We start from the raw sequence: 20,168 nt of genomic DNA, 5'->3' as shown, positions 1-20,168 counted from the left end.
CGGGGGCCCGGGAATGTTTCACCCGGCTTCCGCCGCGACCCGCCCCTCCCCGTCCTCCCGCGCGCCCACCCCGGCGCCCTGACCCGCGTCCGGCCCCGCGTCCAGCTCCGCCAGCAGCTCCGCCACCTCCGCGTACGCCTTCGGGTCGCCGCCCTCCAGGGCCGTCAGGGCCAGCTCCCACTGGACCCGCGCCTGCGCGAGACGGCCGCGCGACCGCTCCAGGCGGCCGTATTCACGCCTGCCCAGCCCCTCGGTGTACGCGTCGCACCGCTCGACGGCCTGGTCCAGCAGGTCCGCGCAGGCGGCGTACGCCTCGTCGGTACGGCCCAGTTCGCCCAGGACCCGGACCAGGCCGACCCCGGACTGGGAGCGCCCGTGCCAGTCGCCTTGCTCGCCGAGGATCCGCAGCGCCCGCTCGAAGTGGCCGACGGCGGCGGCCCATTCGCCCAGGGTGAGGTGGGCGTACCCGATGTTGCAGTGCGCGGTGTGCACCAGGAGCTCGCTGCCGATGCGGCAGCCTGCCGCGAGGCTGCGCTCGTGGTAGGCGATGGCCACGCGCGCGTCGGTGTGCTCGTGCAGGTTGCCGAGGTGGCTGAGGATGATGGCCTCGCCGTAGGCGTCGTCGAGCTCGCGGGTCAGGGCCAGGCTCCGCTCCAGCGGCTCGGCCGCCTCGGCGTGCCGGCCGAGCCGCTCCAGGAGCATGCCGCGGTTGGCGAGGGTGCGCTGGGTGCGGCCCCGCTCCCCGAGCTCCTGCCAGAGCGCGATCGCCTCGTCGTTGAGGGCCAGCGCCTCCTCGATGCGGCTGGCCAGGAAGTGCGCCCCGGCCAGGTCCCCGAGTGCGTGCGCCTGCGCGATCCGGTCGCCGCTCGTCCGGGCGGCGCTCAGGACGAACCGGTTGAGGTGGCGCAGCGCGGCGTATTTGCCCCGGTACTGGAGATGGCTGAAGTAGGCCCGGACCAGCAGGAACACGGTCGGTGAGCAGCGCGCGTACCGCTCGGTGAGCGTCACTACGGCGGGCAGTTCGCGGTCCCCCCAGGCCAGCGCGGCGGCGGTGTCCGGGAAGGGGGCGGCGTCCCCGATGGGCTCGGGTACGCGCGCGGGGCCCTCGCGTTCGGGCGGGGCCAGGGTCAGGCTGCTCTGCCGGGCGGCCTCGGCGTACCAGCGCAGCCCGCGCTCGACGGCCGCCTCCCGGCCGTCGTCCCGGGCGGCCAGCTCACGGGCGAAGTCGCGGACCAGGTCGTGCGGCGCGTACCGCCCGTACGAGATCTCCTCCAGGAGCGCCACCTCGACGAGGCGGTCGAGGGCAGCGCCCGCCCGCTGCTCGGGCAGGCCCATCAGCCGGGCGACGACGGGTACTTCGTACGCGGGCAGGTCCAGCGCTCCCAGGCGGCGCAGCGCGAGCGCCGCGTCCGGGTCGAGTGCGCCGAGCGCGACGGCGAGCGAGCGGCGCACGCTCAGGTCGTCGTACTCCAGGTGGTCGAGGCGCCCGTCCTCGGCGTCGAGGAGTCCGGCGAGCGCGTCGGGGCTGAGCGCGCGGCGGGCGGCGAGCCGGGCGGCCGCGACCCGCAGCGCCAGCGGCAGCCGTCCGCAGAGCTCGACCAGCCTGGCGGCGCCGTCGGCCAGTTGGCGCCCGGAGATCGCCCGGAGCAGGCCGAGGCTCTCGGCGGCCGTCATCGGGGCGAGCGGGAAGCGCGTCGCGCCGTCGAGCGCGGCCAGCGGCGACCGGCTGGTCACGACCACCGCACAGCCGTCCCCGGCGGGCAGCAGCGGCCGCACCTGGGCGGCGGAGGCCGCGTCGTCGAGGACGAGGAGCGTACGGGTCGGGGCGAGCCGGGACCGCAGCAGCGCGGCGGCCGCGTCGGGGGTGTCGGGAACGTTGCGGGAGTCGACGCCCAGCGCGTTGAGCAGCGCGGCGAGCGCCTGGATCGGCGGGAGCGGGGGGAGCCCGGGGGTCGCGCCGCGCAGGTTCAGATACAGCTGTCCGTCGGGGAACTCCTCGCGCAGGGCGTGCGCCACATGGACGGCGAGCGCGCTCTTGCCGACCCCGGCCATGCCGGTGATCACGGCGAGGGGGGCGGCGGGCGCGCTCTCGTGCCGGGCGGCGGATTCGGGCGGCGCGGGGACGCGGCCCGGCCGCGCCGGGGCGACCGGGCCGGCGAGCGCGGTGAGGGCTGCGAGGGCGGCCGGGTAGGCGGGGGCCACGGCGTATGGGGTGCCTACGGGAGTGCTCGGGGGCGCGGTTGCCCCGGCGGGCGCCTCCGGCTGCCGCCGCCGCTGGGTCAGGGCGGTCCAGAGCTGCGCCACCAGGTCGTCGCGGCCGGTGAAATGGGCCGGCCGGGGCGGCAGTTGGGCCGGGGCGGGCAGCTCCGCGCGCGGGGTGGGCTCCCGCAGGATCTCCCGGTGTGCCTCCTGGACGGCGGGCCCCGGGTCGACGCCCAGCTCCTCGACCAGGGTGCGGCGCAGCCGCTGGTGCACGGCGAGCGCCTCCGCCTGCCGCCCGGAGCGGTGCAGCACCAGCATCAGCTGCCGGTGGAAGGCCTCGCGCAGCGGGAACGCGACGGTCAGCGCCGCCAGTTCCGGCCCGATCCCCTCATGGCGGCCGAGGCGCAGCTCCGCCTCGTACTTCCACTCCAGGACGAGCAGCCGGGTCGCGCCGAGCCGCTGGACGAGGGCGGGCTCGCCGTCGGCCGGGTCGTAGAGCCCGCCGAGCGGCGCGCCGCGCCACAGCGCGAGGGCGGCGGCGGTCTCCTCGGCCACCGCCGGCCAGTCGCCCCGGTTGTGCGCGGCGAGCGCCACGCGCGCGTGGGCCTCGAAGACCTGGGTGTCGAGCTCGCCCGGATCGACCCGCAGCACGTATCCCGGCGGCACGGCGCGTACCCGGTCCTCGGAGTCGAGCAGCCGCCGCAGCCGGGCGACGTGGTTGTGCAGCGACGCGGTGGCGGAGGCGGGCGGCTCGCCGCCCCACAGGGCCAGCTTCAGATCGTCACTGGGGACGACCCGGCCGGGCCGCATCAGAAGAGCGGCGAGCAGTGACCGGACCTTGCCGCTGCCGACGGGCTCGCCCTCCACGGTCAGCGGGCCGAGCAGGCCGAATCGCACACACACCCCGACCTCCACCGGTTTCCCCCATGCCCGTCCACCGGCTGCCCCGTTGACCGTTGGCCACATGTTAGCGATCTGTTGGTGGGCGCTGATTAGATCTTTCCATCGGATCCGGTCCGCCGGCGCTCGGTGGACAACCACACTCGGGGGAGTGTCGCCGTCGGAACGGATCTGAAGGACAGAGAGGTCCTCGGGCATCCCAGGTGAGTGCCCGGGGACCTCGTCCTGTCCGCGTCCCCGGACGCCTCTTCACCGCTCGGTCCGCGCCTGCTCCGCGACGTCGGACGACCACTGACCGGCGCCAGCGATTTTGCGCCAATTTTACGAGCGCGTACTACCTTTGGGCCGCCCGAGCGTCCTAGTCGGCCTCTCCGTCGAGCAGCGACGCGATGTACTCCTCCAGCCGCCCGGTCAGCAGCTCGGGCGTCAGGTCCGTGCGCCCGAGCTCCCGCCACGGGCCCGCGACCTTCTCGGCGTCCGGCGCGTACGCCAGCGCGTCCAGGAGCTGCCAGTGGAGCAGCCCGCCGCCGAGCCGTCCGCCCCCGGCGGTGTACCGCGCCACGAACTCCCGTGCGGCCCCGGCCCCGTGCAGCAGCGCGAGCGCCGTCGAGCAGTGCGCCACGTCGAGCGCGGCCGGACCCCACGACGTCTCCACCCAGTCGACGACCCCGCTGATCCGCAGCCCGTCGCCCGCGCCGCTGAACAGCACGTTCCCCGGGTGGAAGTCCCGGTGCAGGAAGCACCCCTCGTACGGGGGCGGCGGCTGCCGGATGACGTCGACCGCCCGGCGCCAGAGGTCGGGCCGCCGGGTGTCCGCCGGGACGCGCACCCGGTCGGCGGAGGTCCACGGCTCGTACTCCCGGGGCCGGTCGGCCTCCGCCACCCGGACGCCGTGGATGTCCAGCAACTGCCGTGCGAGGAGCCCGATCCGCCGCTCCAGACCGTCCTCGTCGAGCCGGACCGCGCCGTCCAGGCGGGTCATCAGCAGCGAGGGATGGTCGCAGTGCTCGCCCTGCGGGTCGGCCGCCACGAGTACGGGCGCGGGCACGTCCGTCCCCGCCAGCAGCCCGAGCACTGCGGCCTCGCGCGCGAGGAGACCGCCCGCGTGCCGCCGGTAGAAGGGCTTGGCGAAGGAGCGCAGCACCAACTCGCGTACGGGAGTGGCTTGTTTTGTACCTACATCGTCGGCGTCTTCCGTACGGACGAGCCGCATCTGCGACGTCCACCCGCCCCGCAGCGCCACCGCGTCCCGTACCCGCTCGCCCTCCGGCAGTGACTTGTCGGCCCAGCGGCGGGTCAGCTCCCAGCCGTCCGCGCCGAGATCGTCCAGGACCGCGTCCACGAACCGGCCGCGCTCGACCGGGTGCTCCCTGAACCACACCCCGAGCCGGTGGTGCGCGCCCTTGAAGGCGAGGCGGGTGAAGCGGGGCTCGTTCCCGGCGGCCAGCGCCTGCGCCACAGCTTCCGTGACGGCGTACGGAATGATCTCGTCCACTTCTGGTACGGCCAGGACCACCCGGGTGCGCAGCGCCCGGAAGACGTCCAGGGCGCGCGAGCCGCGCCAGCTGTCGGGCGTACGGAGGATCTCGGTGAAGCGCGAGACGGGCGCCCCCGGCGGTGTCCCCGGCGCTCCCGGCTCGGCCCCGAACGGCTCGGACCAGGCCGCGTCCGCGTACACGGCGGGCGCGCACAGCCCGATGCCCGCGACCCGGGAACCGTAGTGCGCGGCCAGATCGGCGACGGTCTGGCCGCTCATGCTGAAGCCGGTCAGGACCAGGCTCTGGCCGGGCGGAACGTACGCGTCGATCGCCTCTCGCGCCTGCCGGAACCGGCGCTCCAGGCTCAGCTCCGCGAGGTCACCGCTGGAGGCGCCGTGCCCGGAGAAGTCGAGGGCGAGGACGCGGTGGCCACGGGAGCGGAAGTCCTCCGCCAGCTCCGCCAGCCGCGCCTTGTCGCCGATTCCGGCGCCGTGCAGGAGGACGACCGTGACGGAGGGGACCCCGTCGGGCTCCGCCACCGCGCAGCTGATCCGCTCCCCGTCGAACTCCCCGACCAGTTCCGTCACTTCGGCCACTTCAGCCACTCCCCCTCGTGATCGCCGTACCGTCCACCCTAAAGTCCCTCAAGTCCCCGAAGTCCCTGAGGTCCCCGAAGTCACGGCGCCGGAGGCAGCGCGCGGCACAGGGCGTCGAGGGCGGCCTGGTAGGCATGGTCGGGCGGGGTCGCATAGCCGACGACCAGACCGTCCTCACCCGGCATCGTCGCGTCCGGGTGGCGGTAGCCGGCGAGCCCGTCGAGCGCGATCCCCTGCCAGGCCGCGGCCTTCAGGACCGCTCGCTCGGTCCCCGGCGGCAGCCTCAGCACGGCGTGCAGCCCGGCCGCGATCCCGGCCGCCGTGATGTGCGGGGCGTGTTCGTCGAGGGCGGCGACGAGCTGGTCGCGGCGGCCCCGGTAGCGCTGCCGCATCCGCCGCACGTGCCGGTCGTAGCCGCCGCTCTCGATCAGGTCCGCGAGGGTCAGCTGGTCCAGGACGCTCGCCCACGCCTCGCGCTGGCCCTTGGCCGCGAGCACCGGGTCGACGAGCTGCTCGGGCAGCACCATCCAGCCGAGCCGCACCGCCGGGGACAGGCTCTTGCTGACCGAGCCGATGTAGAGGACCCGCTCGGGATCGAGCCCCTGCAGCGCGCCGACCGGCTCGCGGTCGTAGCGGAACTCGCCGTCGTAGTCGTCCTCCAGGATCACCCGGCCCCGGGCGCGCGCCCAGTCGACGACGGCCGCGCGGCGCTCGGGGTGCAGCGGTCCGCCGGTCGGGAACTGGTGGGCGGGGGTGAGCAGCGCGGCCCGTACGCCCTTGAGCGCCGGCCGCTGCGCCAGCTCCGCCACCGTCGCACCCTGCTCGTCGAGCCCGACCGGCACGGTCCGTACACCCGCCGCCGCGAGCAGGGAGCGGTGGAAGGCGAGTCCGTACGACTCCACGGCGAGCGGGCCGCGCAGCACCTCGCCGTCGAAGAGCAGCCGCAGGGCGTGGGCGAAGCCGGAGCAGATCACGATGCGGTCGGGCGTGGTCCGTACGCCCCGCACCCGCGCCAGATACCCGGCGAGGGCCCGGCGCAGCTCGATGCGGCCCTGTGGATCTCCCGGCCCGAACGCCTCGTTGGGGGCCGCGTTGAGCGCGCGGCGGGCGGCCGTCAGCCAGGCGCCGCGCGGGAACGATCCGGCGTCCGGCTGGCCCTGCATCAGGTTGTGCGCCGGGACGGCGGTCCGGCGCGGCACCTTCTTGGGCACCCGGGCGGCCCGTACGGGCTCGGCGCGCGGGGCGACCCGGGTGCCCGAGCCCTGGCGCGCGGTCAGCCATCCCTCGGCGACGAGCTCGGCGTACGCGTCGGCGACGGTGTTGCGGGCGAGGCCGAGGTCGGCGGCGAGCGAGCGGTACGGGGGCAGCCGGGTCCCGGGTGCGAGCCGCCCGTCCTGGACGGCGGACCGCAGCGCGCGGATGAGCGCGGCCCGCCGACTGCCGGATCCGGCCAGTTCCACATGGAGGTCGGCACCGATCCGCTCCGCGGAATTGACCCATGAGTCCGCCATGAACACCCGCCTTGTACGTGGTCGCTACGCGTTCAGCCTAGGGGGCGCGGACAAGGCCGCGGGCCACGTCAAGCTCCACACTTGAACGCGGCGGCGAACCCTCCGCATCACGAACAACCCCAGCTCCAGCGGTACTTGAGTGACAGTCGAGGTCACGCCGTACTGGCCAACTGCCCCACCCGCCGGCCGGAATCCGTGGCAGGATTCCGACCGCTCGGCGCTCAACGAGGCCTACAGGGGAGAGCAAGGCATGATCAATCGCAGGTCGTTCATCGGGATGGCGGGCGCCGGAGCCGCGGCCCTGTCCCTGTCGGGGTTCACCACCGCCACCGCCACGACGACGAGCCAATGGGACCGGCTGCGCGCGAATCTGACGGGCACGCTGGTGCTGCCGTCCGACTCCTCGTACGCGGCGGCCAAGACCGTCGAGTACGGCCAGTACAGCCTCACCAATCCGCAGGCCGTCGTGTACGCGGCGAACGCCAACGACGTGACGACCAGCCTGATCTTCGCCGAGTACCACGACATCCCGGTGACGGCCCGCAGCGGCGGCCACAGCGGCGGCGGCTACTCCACCACCGACGGCCTGGTCATCGACGTCTCGAAGCTGAACGCGGTGACGGCGGGCTCCGGCACGGCGACCGTCGGCGGCGGTACGCAGCTGGTCGACGTCGTCAACGGCCTCGGCGCGAGCGGGCTGGCCATCCCGGGCGGCATGTTCCCGACCGTCGCGCTCGGCGGCTTCCTCCAGGGCGGCGGCGTCGGCCTGCTCACCCGCCAGCACGGGCTCGGCCAGGACAAGGTGACCTCCGCGAAGGTCGTCCTCGCCAACGGCCGCCAGGTCACCGCGTCCCCGACCTCCAACCCGGACCTGTACTGGGCGATCCGCGGTGGCGGCGGCGGCAACTTCGGCATCGTGACCCAGTACACGGTCACCCCGACCGCCGTCCCGAACCTGAACGTGGCCGAGCTGCTGTTCACCTACGACCACGCGGTCGGCGCGATGCACGGCCTCACCCAGTGGCTGGAGAACGCGCCGACCACCTTCGGCAGCCGCTCCAACATCGACCTGTTCGACTCGGCGGCGGGCAACGCCCCGCTGGTGACGCTGCTCGTCACCTCGATCGGCACGCGCGCGGAGTTCGACACCGAGATCGCCCGGCTGATCGCCCTGACGGGCGCGGCCCCGATCCAGCAGAACGTCTACACGGACACCTACAAGTCCGCGATGATGAAGATCTTCGGCTGCGGCACCTACTCGCAGCAGCAGTGCCACAACAACACCTGGGACCCGGCGAACGGCAAGCTCGCCCCGTTCGGCCACGTCCTGGGCCGCGGCCGGCTGCTGAGCCGGTCGCCCTCGGAGACCGAGTGGGCCCGTCTGGTCGGCGTCTTCGACACCGAGCGCACGGCCGGCCACTTCCACAAGTTCGAGATCATGGCGCTCGGCGGCGCCGCGAACAAGGTCCCGCGCACCTCGACGGCGTACGTCCACCGCGACAGCACCCTGCTGATGTCGTACTACACGTTCGCCTTCGGCATCCTCTCCGGCGACCAGCTCGCCTCCGGCCAGCGCTTCGTCGACAACGGCTTCACCGCGGTGAACCCGATCTCGAAGGGCGAGTCCTACCAGAACTTCATCGACCCGGCCCTCACCGACTGGCGCACGGCGTACTACGGCGAGAACTACGACCGCCTGTCCTACGTCAAGTCGAAGTACGACCCGTACGGCGTGTTCTCGTTCGCACAGGGCGTCGACTGACGTCACCCGTACGTCATTTGACCCCGTAAAGGCCAGGTCGGAGCGGATCCGACCTGGCCTTTCGTTACGTACCCACGACCTCCGCTTTGCGATCTCATGACCCTGGCCTCCTACGGTCGAGGGATGGCATGCGCGGATCGCAGGGGCGCGTGCGGGATCGACGGGGGAAGGTGCCGGTGGGCGACGACGGCAAGGTTCTGGACATCAAGACGGCGGATCTGAAGCTGTCGGCGCCGGTCTTCCACGAACAGGCGAAGAACCTGAGCACCGCGCTGACGAATCTGGTGAAGGCGCTGGACGGCTTCGGCAAGCCGTGGGGCGACGACGAGCAGGGCAAGGCGTTCGGGGACGCGTACGAGCCGCAGCAGACGGCGATCGAGCGTGGCGCCGGGATCCTGGTGCTCGGGCTGACGAGCATTCACGAGGCGATGATCGACATGTCGGACGGGCATGTGGACAACGACGAGTTGATCGCCGGGATGTTCGCCAAGGTCAAGCCGAAGGACGGCCCCAAGGACGGCCCGCAGGACGGTGGCGAGTGAGCATCGAGGACGAGGCCAAGAAGGTCCTGCTCAAGCTGGGCATGTGGTGGCCGGACGCGAACTCGGGCACCCTGCGGCACGCGGCGCAGGCCTGGCGCACCTTCGCGGACGCGGTCGACGACGTACGCACCCCGGTGAACAACACGGCGAGTTCGCTCATCCACAACAACCAGGGTGAGGCGATCGCGACCTTCACCACCTTCTGGGAGCGGTACGCCAAGGACAAGGACGCGGGCTGGCTGAGCGATCTGGCCAAGTCGTCGCGGAAGATGGCGGAGGGGCTGGAGAAGTTCGCGGACGCGGTGGACGACGCGATCACCAAGCTGTGGACGCAGATCGGCATCGACGCGGCGATCATCGCCGGCGGGATCGCCCTGGCCTTCTTCACCGCGGGCCTGGCCTCGGGGGCCGCGGTGGCGGCCGCCGACGTGATCATCGAGATGGGTGCCACCCTGGGAGTCGCGGTCTCCACCACGGTGGCGGAGATCGCGGCGGGGACGCTGGTGGCGGCCGCGTTCGGCGGCGTCGAGTCGGTCACCGTCGACCTGGCCGTGGCCCAGCCGCTGAAGATCGCCACCGGTCTGCAGGACGGCTTCAGCCTGGACGAGATCAACCAGGCCGCCAAGGACGGCATGATCTACGGCGGGGCGCTGGGCGCCGGAAGCGGTGTGATCAAGGCGGGAGTCGAGGGCGCGTTCACCAACCCGACGCCGTTCATGCTGCGCCCGCCCTCGCTCCGCCCCGACCTGGTCGAGCTCGGACCCGCCGCCCGCAACTGCGAGCGCACCCGGTGCGTGGGCGAGCCCATCGACGTGGCGACCGGGGCGATGCTGATGTCGCAGACCGACCTGTCGCTGCCCGCCTCGCTGCCGTTCGTCTTCGAGCGCACCCATCTGTCCTCCTACCGGGGCGGGGTGTGCTTCGGCCCGACCTGGATCTCCACCCTGGACGAATGCGTCCAGATCGACGGCGAGGGCGTCGTCTTCGCGGGCGCGGACGGCATGCGCCTGGTCTACCCGGTGCCGGCTCCCGGCGAGCCGGTGCTGCCGGTCAAGGGCGCCCGCTGGCCGCTGGAGTGGGACGGCAAGCCGGACGGCGTCATGACGATCACCGACCCGGCCACCGGCGTGGTCCGCTCCTTCAGCACCCCGCTGAACTCCGCCACCCCCGGCGTCTTCCACCTGCCCATCGACGCCTGGCAGGACCGCAACGGCGCCCGCGTCGACGTCGAGCGCAACGCGGGCGGCGTCCCCGAGGGCATCCGCCACTCCGGCGGCTACTACCTCGCCGTCGACTCCCACGGCCCGCGCATCACCGCCCTGCGCCTGCTGGACCGGGCCCCCGACCGCTACACCGGCCAACTCCCCCCGGACGCGGGCACCGTGGTGATGCGGTACGGATACGACGACGCCGGGAACCTCAGCGAGGTCGTCAACTCCAGCGGCGAGCCCCTGACGTTCGCCTACGACGACCAGGGCCGTATGACCCGGTGGACGGACCGCAACGGCACCTGGTTCTCCTACGTGTACGACGCCCAGGGCCGGGTGGTGCGCACCGACGGCGTCGACGGCATCCTCTCCGGCACGCTCACCTACGACGAGGTGGCCCGCACCACCACGTACACGGACTCGCTGGGGCACTCCTCCAGCCACCGCTACAACAGTGAGGGCCTGGTCGTCGAGGAGACCGACCAGCTGGGCCACACCACCCGCACGCAGTGGGACGAGTACGGCGACAATCCCCTCACCAGCACCGACCCCCTCGGCCGCACCACCCGGTACGCCTACGACGACCACGGCAACCTCACCGAACTCACCCTGCCCGACGGCTCGGTGGCCCGCGCCGCCTACAACCGGTTCGGCCAGGCCGTCGAGGTGGTCGAACCCGGCGGGGCCACCTGGCGCCACACCTACGACGAACTCGGCAACCTCCTCACCACCACCGACCCGCTGGGCGCCTCGACCACCCACAGCTGGGACGGGTCGGGCCGGCTGACCGCCGTCACCGACGCCCTCGGCGGCACCCGGCGCATCACCCCGGACCCGGCCGGCCTCCCCGCCGCGATCACCGATGAACTCGGCCACACCACGACGGTCCGCCGCGACTCCTTCGGCCGCCCGACCGAGGTCACCGACCCCCTCGGCCACACCACCCGCACCACCTGGACCACCGAAGGCAAACCCGCCCGGCGCGAACACCCCGACGGCACCACCGAGTCGTGGACCTGGGACGCCGAGGGGAACCCGCTCACCCACACCGACCAGGCCGGCCACACCACCCGGCACACCCCCGCCCCGTTCGACGTCCCGGCCACCCACACCACCGCCGAGGGCGCCACCTACACCTTCACCCACGACACCGAGCGCAGACTCACGGGCGTCACCAACGCACAGGGCCTGACCTGGACCTACACCTACGACGAAGCGGGCCGCCCGACCGCGGAGACCGACTTCAACGGCCGCACCCTCAGCTATACCTACAACGCGGCGGGCGAACTGGTCTCGCGCACCAACGGGGCAGGTGAATCCCTCCACTTCACCCGGGACCCGCTCGGCCGGATCACCGAACAGCGCTCCTCCGCGGACGAGACCACGGCCTACGCCTACGACCCGGCCGGCCATCTGATCCGCGCGGTCAACGCCGACGCGGAGGTCACCCTCGTCCGGGACGCGCTCGGCCGGGTGACGGCCGAGACGGTGAACGGCCGCACCACGACGTACGAGTACGACGCCGGCGAGCGGCTCGTCGGCCGCACCACCCCGTCGGGGCTGGTCTCGCGCTGGTCGTACAGCTCGACCGGTCACGCGGTCGAACTGGCCTCGGACGCGGGCACGCTGACCTTCTCGTACGACGCGGCCGGCCGGGAGACGTCGCGCCGCATCGGCGACGGAGTCACCCTGCACCAGGACTGGGACGCTGCGGGCCGCCTCGCCGCCCAGTCCCTCACCGCCCGCTCGGACCCGGCCGACCGCCTCCTCCAGCACCGTACCTACGCCTACCGCGCCGACGGCCACCTGACCGAGATCCGCGACCTGACCTCGGGGACGAGGAGGTTCGCTACCAGCCCGGCCGGCAGGGTCACCGGCGTCCGGGCGCACGGCTGGACCGAGGCGTACGCCTACGACACGGCGGGCAACCTGACCCGTGCCGCCGCCCCAGCCGTCGAGGCCACGGGCGAGGCAGGCGGCAAAGCCACCGGCGAGCACACCGGCGAGCGCGAGTTCGAGGGCACCCTGATCCGCCGGTCCGGGAGCACGACGTACGAGCACGACGCCCAGGGCCGCATGGTCCGCCGCACCCGCAAGCTCCTCAACGGGCAGCGCCGGAGCTGGACCTACGCCTGGAGCGCCGAGGACCGACTCACCGGGGCGGTGACCCCCGACGGGGACCACTGGCAGTACGCGTACGACCCGATGGGCCGCCGCATCGCCAAGTACCGGCTGCTCGACGACGGCTCGACGGCCGACCGCACCGACTTCACCTGGGACGACACCCGCCTCGCCGAACAGACGGCCCCCAACGGCCGGGTCACCACCTGGGACTACGCCTCCGACTCCCACCGTCCCCTCACCCAGACCGATCACCGCCCTCTCGTCCGTACCGGAGGAACGTCCCTCCTGTCGTCACTGGCCGAGGACACCACCGCCGACCGCACCGTCCGCTTCCACGCCGTCATCACCGACACCGCGGGCACCCCCACCGAACTGGTCTCGCCCGACGGCGAGGTGGCGTGGCAGCACCACCACGTCCTGTGGGGCGCCCGCCACTCCACGGCCCCGGACGAAGGCACGGCCGACTGCCCCCTGCGCTTCCCCGGCCAGTACGCCGACCCCGAAACCGGCCTCCACTACAACTACTTCCGCTACTACGACCCGGAAACGGCGCGCTATCTGTCGGCGGACCCCCTCGGGCTCGATCCGGCGCCGAACCACCACGGATACGTCGACACCCCGCTGTCGATGATCGACCCGCTGGGGCTGAAGACGTGCGACGAGCCGGTACCGACGCAGAAGCCCCGGACCGGGGTGAAGGGGCTCATCAAGGAGGCCCAGCTGCCGACTTCCGGCCGCATCCGGTTCGTACCGTCGCAGGACGTCAACGTGAACTCGGGCCTGCCCCGGGGAACGCGGAAGGGCTACATCGACCGGTTCGGTAACGAGTGGATCAAGGGGCCGTCGCGCACCGCGGGCCAGCCGTTCGAGTGGGACGTACAGCTGAGCAAGAAGGGCAAGGCCCAGCTCGGCTGGCTGAGCCGTGACGGCAGCCATCTGAACGTCTCCCTGGACGGAGAGATCACACACAAGTGAGTCCAGGGCCCGGTGAGACAGTGGACGACGCAGGCGCCGAGACAGAGACAGAGACAGCAGGAAACGGAATGACCGCCATGGAACAGACCGAACAGACCCCGGAAGACGCGTTCCACTTCTACGCCGAAGTGCGCATCACCCACTCCCCGCGCCGCCCGGAACTGGCGGGCCGCCTCGGCGCGATCCTCGGCATCACCGAACCCCGCGACCCCGAGGTTCCCCCCGCCTACGCGGTCATGGTGGACGACTACGACTACACGGTGCAGTTCGAACGCCACGAACTGACCCCGACGGGCCAGGACCGCAAGCACGAGGACTACTACTAGAGAACTCGTAGGAGCGCTGCCGCCCGGCGCCCGGGCGTTTGCCTCCGAGGCCGACCACTACAGCTGGCTATTGCCTTGGTGTAGGCCAGTTATCCGCCGTCCAGAAAAGCGCTTCACAATTCACGCAGGACACGGAAGCGCCCGACCGCTGGCGACGGGGGATGCACCAGCGATCGGGCTGTGGGCAACACTAACAACGCTGCTTGTGCTGCGGGAATGGCCTGCTCGGCCTCAATGGCGACTTGTGATCGGGATCACATCATGTGGTTACTGGTCGCAAGGAGGCGAGTACGAGAGACGAGGTAGATTCTCACGCCATTTATCCGGTGTCAGGACACCCCGAGTGGTCGAGCAAATACGGCTGATGGCCTCATCGGCGTCCAAGTTCCACAGCCGGACCGTATCGCTGCCGCTCGACACTCCGAGCATGTGACTGTTGGGGCTGAACGACAGGAAATTTCCGGTCTTGGCGTTGGGGCTCATCGATTGACCGATGCGAGCGGCCTCGGACGGATGGGCGACGTTCCAGAGCCGGACCGCGTTGTCGTTGCCGCCGCTCGCCAGGGTGCGGCCGTCCTGGCTGAACGTCAGTGACACGACCGCTTCGGTGTGGCCGGTGAGGGGTGAGCCCAACCGGGCTGCCTTGAGCGGGTCGGTGATGTTCCAGAGGCGGACCGTGTCGTCGTCGCTGCCGCTCGCCAGGGTGAGACCGTCCGGGCTGTAGGAGAGCGCGTTGACAGGACCGAGGTGTCCGGTCAGGGGCGTGCCGAGTGGGGGGACGCGGCGCGGGTCGGCCACGTTCCACAGCCTGATGGTGCCGTCCGCGCTGCCGCTGGCGAGAGTGCGGCCGTCCGGGCTGAAGACGAGGGAGTTGACGTAGCCCTTGTGGCCGGAGAGCGGCGCGCCGAGCGGGAGGGGCCGAGACGGGTTGCCGACGTTCCACAGCTGGATCGTGCGGTCGTCGTACGCGGTCGCCAGGGTGCGCCCGTCCGGGCTGAACGCCAGCGCGTCGGGGCCCGAGAACCGTGTGCGCAGCGCGACGGGCGACCCGTAGGGGCTGGGGCGGGTCGGGTCGGTGACGTTCCACAGCTGTACGGCGCGGTTTCTCATCAGTACCGCGAGTGTGCGGCCGTCGGGAGAGAACGCCAGCGAGCGCACGTCACCGTCCCCGGGCGTGAACGGTTCGCTCAGCGATACGGGCCGGTTGGGAGTCTCCACGTTCCACAGTCGAACCCTGCGGTCGCGCGCGGCCGTGGCGAGCACCCGCCCGTCCGGGCGGAACGCCCCGATACGGCCGATCATGTCCGACGTCGGTATCGACCACAGGCGGACCTTGCTGTCGCCGCTCCCGGTGGCAAGGATCCGGCCATCGGGGCTGAAGCCCAGGGCGTACATCTCGCCGCTGCTGCCCGCGAGAGGCTCGCCGACCTGTGACGGGTACGCGGGATCGCTGACGTTCCACAGGCTCGCCGTGCTGTCCGCGCTGGCGGCGCCGAGCTTGGCTCCATCGGGGCTGAAGGCCACCGACCAGATGGGACCGGTGTGGCCGGTGAGCGGTGTGCCGAGCGGTGCCGCGCGACGTGGGTCGGCCACGTTCCAGAGCCGGATGGTGTCGTCCGCGCCGCCGCTGGCGAGGGTGCGGCCGTCGGGACTGAAGGCCACGGAGTGCACCGTGCCCGTGTGGCCGGTCAGCCTCGTGTCGATCGGCACCGGCCTGAGCGGATCCGCTGTGTCCCACAGCTTGATCGAGCCGTCGTCGCCACCCGCTGCCAGCGTCCGCCCGTCAGGGCTGAACGCCACGCAGCGTGCGGCGGCGGTGTGGCCGGTCAGGACGCCGAGGACGTTCGGCCGACGCGGGTCGGCCACGTCCCACAGACGCACGGTGTGATCTTCACCGGCGGAGGCCAGCGTGTGTCCGTCCGGCCTGAAGGCGAGGAGGTAGATCGTGCCGTCATGCCCGGTCAAGGGAGCACCGAGCGGCTGCGGGCGGCTCGGATTCCGTACGTCCCACAGCCGGATCGTGCCGTCGTCCGAAGCGCTGGCGAGGGTGCTGCCGTCCGGGCTGAAGACCGCGCTGCTCACCCAGCTCGTGTGGCCGGTGAGGGGTGTGCCCAGCTGCTTGGGCTGAGCCGGATCCGCCACGTCCCACAGCCGAACGGTCCGGTCGTAGCTGGCGGTGGCCAGGATCCGACCGTTCGGGCTGAACGAGGTGAGGTAGACGGCTCCGGTGTGGCCGAGGAGCGGAGTGGCCAGCGGAGCGTTCACGATCGAGATCAGCCGGTTCTTCGTACCCTCGTCGTGAGGCCGCAGATTGTGTGCCACCAAGGCGAGCTGAGCGGACAGCGACGGGTCCGTGTGCTGGGCGCGATCGGCTTCGGCGACCACCTGCTCGAACACGGCGTCGTCCCGCTGCTCCCGTGCGACCCACGCCGCACAGACAGCCAGTATCGCCAGGACGACCAGAGCCGATATCGCACTGCGGCTGATCCAGACCGTGCGCTTGCGCAGCCTGACCGAAGCGGCCAGGAATTCCACGGCGCTCCGGGTCAGGAAGGTGTCGCCGGCAGACTTTGCCCAGGTGTGGGCCTGTTCCAGACGAGAACCCCGATAGAGCAGCGAGGCATCGCGCTTCGAGCCCTCCCAGGCCCGCCCATCCTCCTCCAGCCGCTGGCGCAACAGATTGTCGCTTCTGTCCTCGTCGATCCAGTCGCGCAGGCGTGGCCAGGCGTGGAGCAGCGCTTCATGGGTGATCTCCACGGTCTCCGCGTCGAGTGTCACCAATCGGGCGCGAACGAGCGCTTCGAGCGATTCCTCCGTCCTGCCGGGGTCCGTCGACTCCTCCGCCAGTTGGCGCCGCGTCCCCCGCCTACGGGTGGCCTGGGTGTCCTCGCTCAGTCTGACCAGCCTGAGCAGGAGCAGTCTCGCGGCCGTACGGGCCGCCGGGTCGAGGCTCGACCAGGCGCGCTCGGCGGTCGCCGCCACCGCTCCCTGGATTCCGCCCGCCGCGCGGTAGCCGGCCAGCGTCAGCCTGCCCGCCTTCCGTCGCTGCCAGGTGGCGAGGAGGGCGTGGGAGAGGAGCGGCAGCGCCCCGGCGTCGTGCACCCCGCCGGGGCCGTCGGCGCTCACTTCCCGGACGATCAGCTCCGCCAGTCCCGGTTCGAGTTCCATACCCACGGCCTTGGCCGGGCCGGTCACCGCTTCGCGCAGCTCAGCGGTGGTCAGCGGCCCGAGCACCATGTGCCGGTGCTGCAGCGCGTCGGCCAGCTCGGGATACCCGAGGCACCGCTCGTAGAAGTCGGCGCGTATGCCGAGGACGACGAGCATGGGGGCCGGGTCATCCGAGGATGGGGGTCCCCCCTGCTCGACCGGAGTCGAGAGCTTGGGGGAAGGCGTGGAGGCGGCGTGGAGGAGCTGGATGAACGTACGCCGGTTCGCCTCGTCGGAGCAGAGGGTGAAGGTCTCCTCGAACTGGTCCACGATGAGGACAGGTGGGGCGGGGGAAGGGGTCTCGCGTTGGGCCCATGCGGTGACGGCGTTCCTCACCGCGTGCGTGAACTGCGGAGTGCCGGGCTCCGCTGCGGCTGGCTCCTCCGTGGCAGAGATGACGGCCGCGAGCTCGGGGATCCGCTGGGTCAGTTCTGCGAGAGGATCGCTGCCCGGTACGAGCTGAAGGACCTCCCGCGCCGGACTGTTCTCGTCGCCGTCGCCCGGTGAGCCGTTCTGCAAACCGTTCTGCAACGCGGGCACCAGCCCGGCGTTCAGCAGGGAGGACTTTCCCGCTCCCGAGGCGCCCACGAGCATGACCAGGCCGCCCGTCTTCTCCGCCGCGCGGAGCTGAGCGACGAGGGCGTCCCTGCTCCGCTCCCGGCCGAAGAACCACCGGGCGTCTTGCTGACGGTACGAAGCCAGGCCTCGGTAGGGGCAGACGCCACCGGGCACGGCCCCGGATTCGCCCGCGGATCGTTCGTCCTCGTCCACGGGCGACGCGGGGCGATCGCCGACCGGGTCGGCAACCGCGCGCTCCCACAGCCGCTGCCACTGCGCCAGGTCGTACAGGCCCGTGGAGACGGGCGCGGGCCGCGAGCGCCGCGCTTCGGGAATCAGGACGTGCAGGACCACTGCGAGGGCGGCGAACTGGGCAGGCACATTCCGGGCCCGTCGCCAGTCGCTGATCCGCTGAGCGGACACCCGCACGGGCCGCCCTCGCTCGTCGACACGCTGAAGCCGGACGACGGCCTCGGCCACGCGCTTGAGGGGAGGGTTGCCGGCCTCCGTGTACAGCAGCGCGAGACGTTCCGCGAAGGCTGTGCGTGCCCCTGAGTCGGAACTCAAGGTCTCCACTCCTTACTTCCCCCGCGCCTGAACATCCGGACCGGAAAACTGACCCTATATGGCTGACCTGCGGTTAAGCCGTGGACTCGATGCCAGGGCCTCCTCGGTGGGAGCCGCAGCTGGCAGGATCTCGACGCAGTAGCGCATCAGCCGGGCGACGCCCAGACAGGCCACCAGCCCGGCGCGCGAAGAGACAGCTCATGATGCCGCATGTTCTCGGTCAGCTTCGATTCGGAGTCACGAGACGACGGCGACGGCCTCGCCGAGTGAGCTTGAGGGATCCGTGGAGCCAGCCGTATGCGGACGGCTGGTGCGTCAACCACGGGTCCGGCATCCCTTGATCCGCGCCACACCGGCGCGGATCGACGCCGACCGTGTGGTCCGGCACCGGTCCCAACAGGGGAGGGACTGGCGCCGGACCCATGCGGTCAGCCGTGAATGCTTCGGTCGGCTACAGGGGGGCTGACGGCAGCCGATGCGGAAGAGGTCGTTCTCTCAGGGAGCGGCCTCTTTGGCGTTCGCCGGGCGCGCCGAGGTGCTCCGACCCTCGGACCGGGCTCTCGTACGGTCTCGCTGGTGCGCCGCTCCCCGGGGGGTGGGATTTCCAGATCAGTCCCGGTTTTCTTCTCAGGAAGCCCGGCCTGATTCCTTCTCCGAGTCGCCTGGGGAGTAGGCGGGGAGTGGAACATGAGATGAACCTGAGATCGGCGTCCAAGCGCTGCGCCCGCACTCTCGAAACCCTTGGTGCGTTGCGCTCGGATGGAAACCGCTGCACTCAGGTCGAGGCCGTTCGCCTTCCGCCTCTAGATCCAGCCTGCCGATTGAGCAGCAAGTGACGCAGCAATTTCGGCCGCGTCCGCGTCGGCATTCAAGTCTTCATTCCTGCCCATACCCTCGCTACCCGCAGCCTGCATGGCAGCCTGAGACGCCTTCAGTGCCGCTCGGTACGCGGCGGCGGAGGGCTCAGTCACGCCACCGTGGTCACGAGCTACCTGAGCAGCGATAGCAGCGGCGGCAGCAGCGTTCCTCGCGCAGCGGGCGTCCGCTGCCGGGTCCAGAGGCGCGTGGTCCAGCTCCGCAAGCACCTGAGCGGACAGACGGAGGGCATTCGCTGCCTTCGCGGCAGGATTTCTGGGCACGGCTTGGGCGTCATGCTCTTCGATGCCGGCGTAGCGGCACGCAGCCGCGGCACGGGCCAAGGCCTTTCGGCCACGTGCAGCGTGCACCTCCCTGAGTACAGCTGCTGAGGCCGAGCCGATCTCGGCCTGCGAGGTGGCCAGCTGCTCAGCGCCAGTGGGTTCGCTCATCGCCATCTCCCTGTCTTCCCGGACCACGGTGATCAAGCACCGTTGTTCGCCCCAGGCAACGGCTGTGCGGCAGGGTGACAGGTCCAGCGCCAACAAACCAGTGCAGCCTTGAATCCGGTCAGGAAGTGTCGTCCTCACGGCGGGCAGACGGCAGCAGGAGATCGCGCTCGGGGTGGTTCGCGCCCGTCACCCTCCCCTGGATACCGAGGTCTTCCCGCGCCGCTTCGTGGAAGGCATTGATGACGCGGAACGCACCCCGGTGCCGCTGGCGCCATTCGTCCAGGCTGCCGGCTACCTTCCCCGTGGCCTGCCAATCGATCTCTGCAAGTACGACGTTCAGCTCGTGCGCCGCCTCGATCGCATCGTCCCCGCCGAGCAACATGACCCGCTCAAAACTGCGCCCCCAAGTGAGCGAGGCGTCCGCCAGGTCGTCGCGGAGCTCGCGCTCCGTCCTCTCCTCCTGGCGCAAGCCCTCCCTGAACTCGTAGAGCCGAACGGCCATGGCGATCTTCGCCTTCACCGCGTCGACGTAGTTGGCGTAGGCGTCGATCTTCTTGTCGTCCCACCTGGTCAGCAGCTGGTAGCGGTTGCGGCTCCGCTCCATCGCGTGGTTCGTCAGGTACGTGGTCCCTGCGCCCAGCATCACGGCAGCAACGGTGACAAGCTGCTCGACGGCCCCCACTGCATCCCCCAGACGCGGCAGACATGTAGATGTCTAGGGGATCTTAGGAGGGCCCACGAGTGAAGGGCTCGGCGGGCTACGGCCGTTGGCCGAGGCAGTGCCCAGCGTGGCGCAGGATCTGCGGTTCGCGCGGGCTACTGGCGGATCTGAGCGAACCCCGGGGCACCGAGAGGTCATCGCAGTCCAACGGAACACACCACAGGAGGCGTTGCGGCACGTCGAT

10 protein-coding genes are annotated in these 20,168 nt (G+C 71.5%); 4 read left to right on the top strand and 6 right to left on the bottom strand.

The window, feature by feature from the left end; translation table 11 throughout:
* Window positions 1-18 precede the first annotated feature (18 nt).
* From OG965_RS22950 to OG965_RS22940, 3 genes are all read right to left on the bottom strand, one after another.
* Window positions 19-3,105 (bottom strand): BTAD domain-containing putative transcriptional regulator, encoded by a 3,087-nt coding sequence (locus OG965_RS22950; protein ID WP_371653952.1) that lies wholly within the window; start codon window positions 3,103-3,105, stop codon window positions 19-21.
* A gap of 355 nt (window positions 3,106-3,460) precedes the next feature.
* Window positions 3,461-5,176, bottom strand: coding sequence for an alpha/beta fold hydrolase (locus OG965_RS22945; RefSeq protein ID WP_371653951.1), 1,716 nt, complete (start codon window positions 5,174-5,176; stop codon window positions 3,461-3,463).
* An 80-nt stretch (window positions 5,177-5,256) separates the two neighbouring features.
* Window positions 5,257-6,687: a PLP-dependent aminotransferase family protein gene (locus OG965_RS22940; protein WP_371653950.1), complete on the bottom strand. Its 1,431-nt coding sequence runs from the start codon at window positions 6,685-6,687 to the stop codon at window positions 5,257-5,259.
* A gap of 250 nt (window positions 6,688-6,937) precedes the next feature.
* Here OG965_RS22940 and OG965_RS22935 point away from each other — a divergent pair, with 250 nt between their 5' ends.
* The 4 genes from OG965_RS22935 to OG965_RS22920 all read left to right on the top strand — a co-directional run bounded on the left by OG965_RS22935 (window position 6,938) and on the right by OG965_RS22920 (window position 13,624).
* The gene (locus OG965_RS22935) at window positions 6,938-8,449 is read left to right on the top strand and encodes an FAD-binding oxidoreductase (protein WP_371653949.1); all 1,512 of its coding nucleotides are present in this window, start codon (window positions 6,938-6,940) and stop codon (window positions 8,447-8,449) included.
* Window positions 8,450-8,598: 149 nt separating this feature from the next.
* Entirely contained in the window at window positions 8,599-8,991 is a 393-nt protein-coding gene (locus OG965_RS22930; protein WP_371653948.1) for a hypothetical protein, read from the top strand.
* Window positions 8,988-13,298 (top strand): polymorphic toxin type 17 domain-containing protein, encoded by a 4,311-nt coding sequence (locus OG965_RS22925; protein ID WP_371653947.1) that lies wholly within the window; start codon window positions 8,988-8,990, stop codon window positions 13,296-13,298. Before OG965_RS22930 ends, OG965_RS22925 begins: the two co-directional genes overlap by 4 nt.
* A gap of 77 nt (window positions 13,299-13,375) precedes the next feature.
* Window positions 13,376-13,624: a hypothetical protein gene (locus tag OG965_RS22920; protein ID WP_371653946.1), complete on the top strand. Its 249-nt coding sequence runs from the start codon at window positions 13,376-13,378 to the stop codon at window positions 13,622-13,624.
* A 267-nt stretch (window positions 13,625-13,891) separates the two neighbouring features.
* Here the strand turns inward: OG965_RS22920 and OG965_RS22915 are convergent, their stop codons facing one another.
* The 3 genes from OG965_RS22915 to OG965_RS22905 all read right to left on the bottom strand — a co-directional run bounded on the left by OG965_RS22915 (window position 13,892) and on the right by OG965_RS22905 (window position 19,945).
* Window positions 13,892-17,965: an AAA family ATPase gene (locus OG965_RS22915; RefSeq protein WP_371653945.1), complete on the bottom strand. Its 4,074-nt coding sequence runs from the start codon at window positions 17,963-17,965 to the stop codon at window positions 13,892-13,894.
* Between the two features lie 794 nt (window positions 17,966-18,759).
* On the bottom strand, window positions 18,760-19,299 hold the full coding sequence (locus tag OG965_RS22910; protein WP_371653944.1) for a hypothetical protein: 540 nt from the start codon (window positions 19,297-19,299) through the stop codon (window positions 18,760-18,762).
* A gap of 82 nt (window positions 19,300-19,381) precedes the next feature.
* Entirely contained in the window at window positions 19,382-19,945 is a 564-nt protein-coding gene (locus tag OG965_RS22905) for a hypothetical protein (RefSeq protein WP_371653943.1), read from the bottom strand.
* Window positions 19,946-20,168: the final 223 nt, after the last annotated feature.

The organism is Streptomyces sp. NBC_00224, assembly GCF_041435195.1.
GTDB lineage: Bacteria > Actinomycetota > Actinomycetes > Streptomycetales > Streptomycetaceae > Streptomyces.
This window is presented reverse-complemented; position numbering and strand designations above follow the sequence as displayed.

What these genes read in the sequence shown, in the direction of transcription:
- OG965_RS22940 (WP_371653950.1), bottom strand. Translation starts at nt 6,687, where the DNA reads ATGGCGGACTCATGGGTCAATTCCGCGGAGCGGATCGGTGCCGACCTC.
- OG965_RS22935 (WP_371653949.1), top strand. Translation starts at nt 6,938, where the DNA reads ATGATCAATCGCAGGTCGTTCATCGGGATGGCGGGCGCCGGAGCCGCG.
- OG965_RS22920 (WP_371653946.1), top strand. Translation starts at nt 13,376, where the DNA reads ATGGAACAGACCGAACAGACCCCGGAAGACGCGTTCCACTTCTACGCC.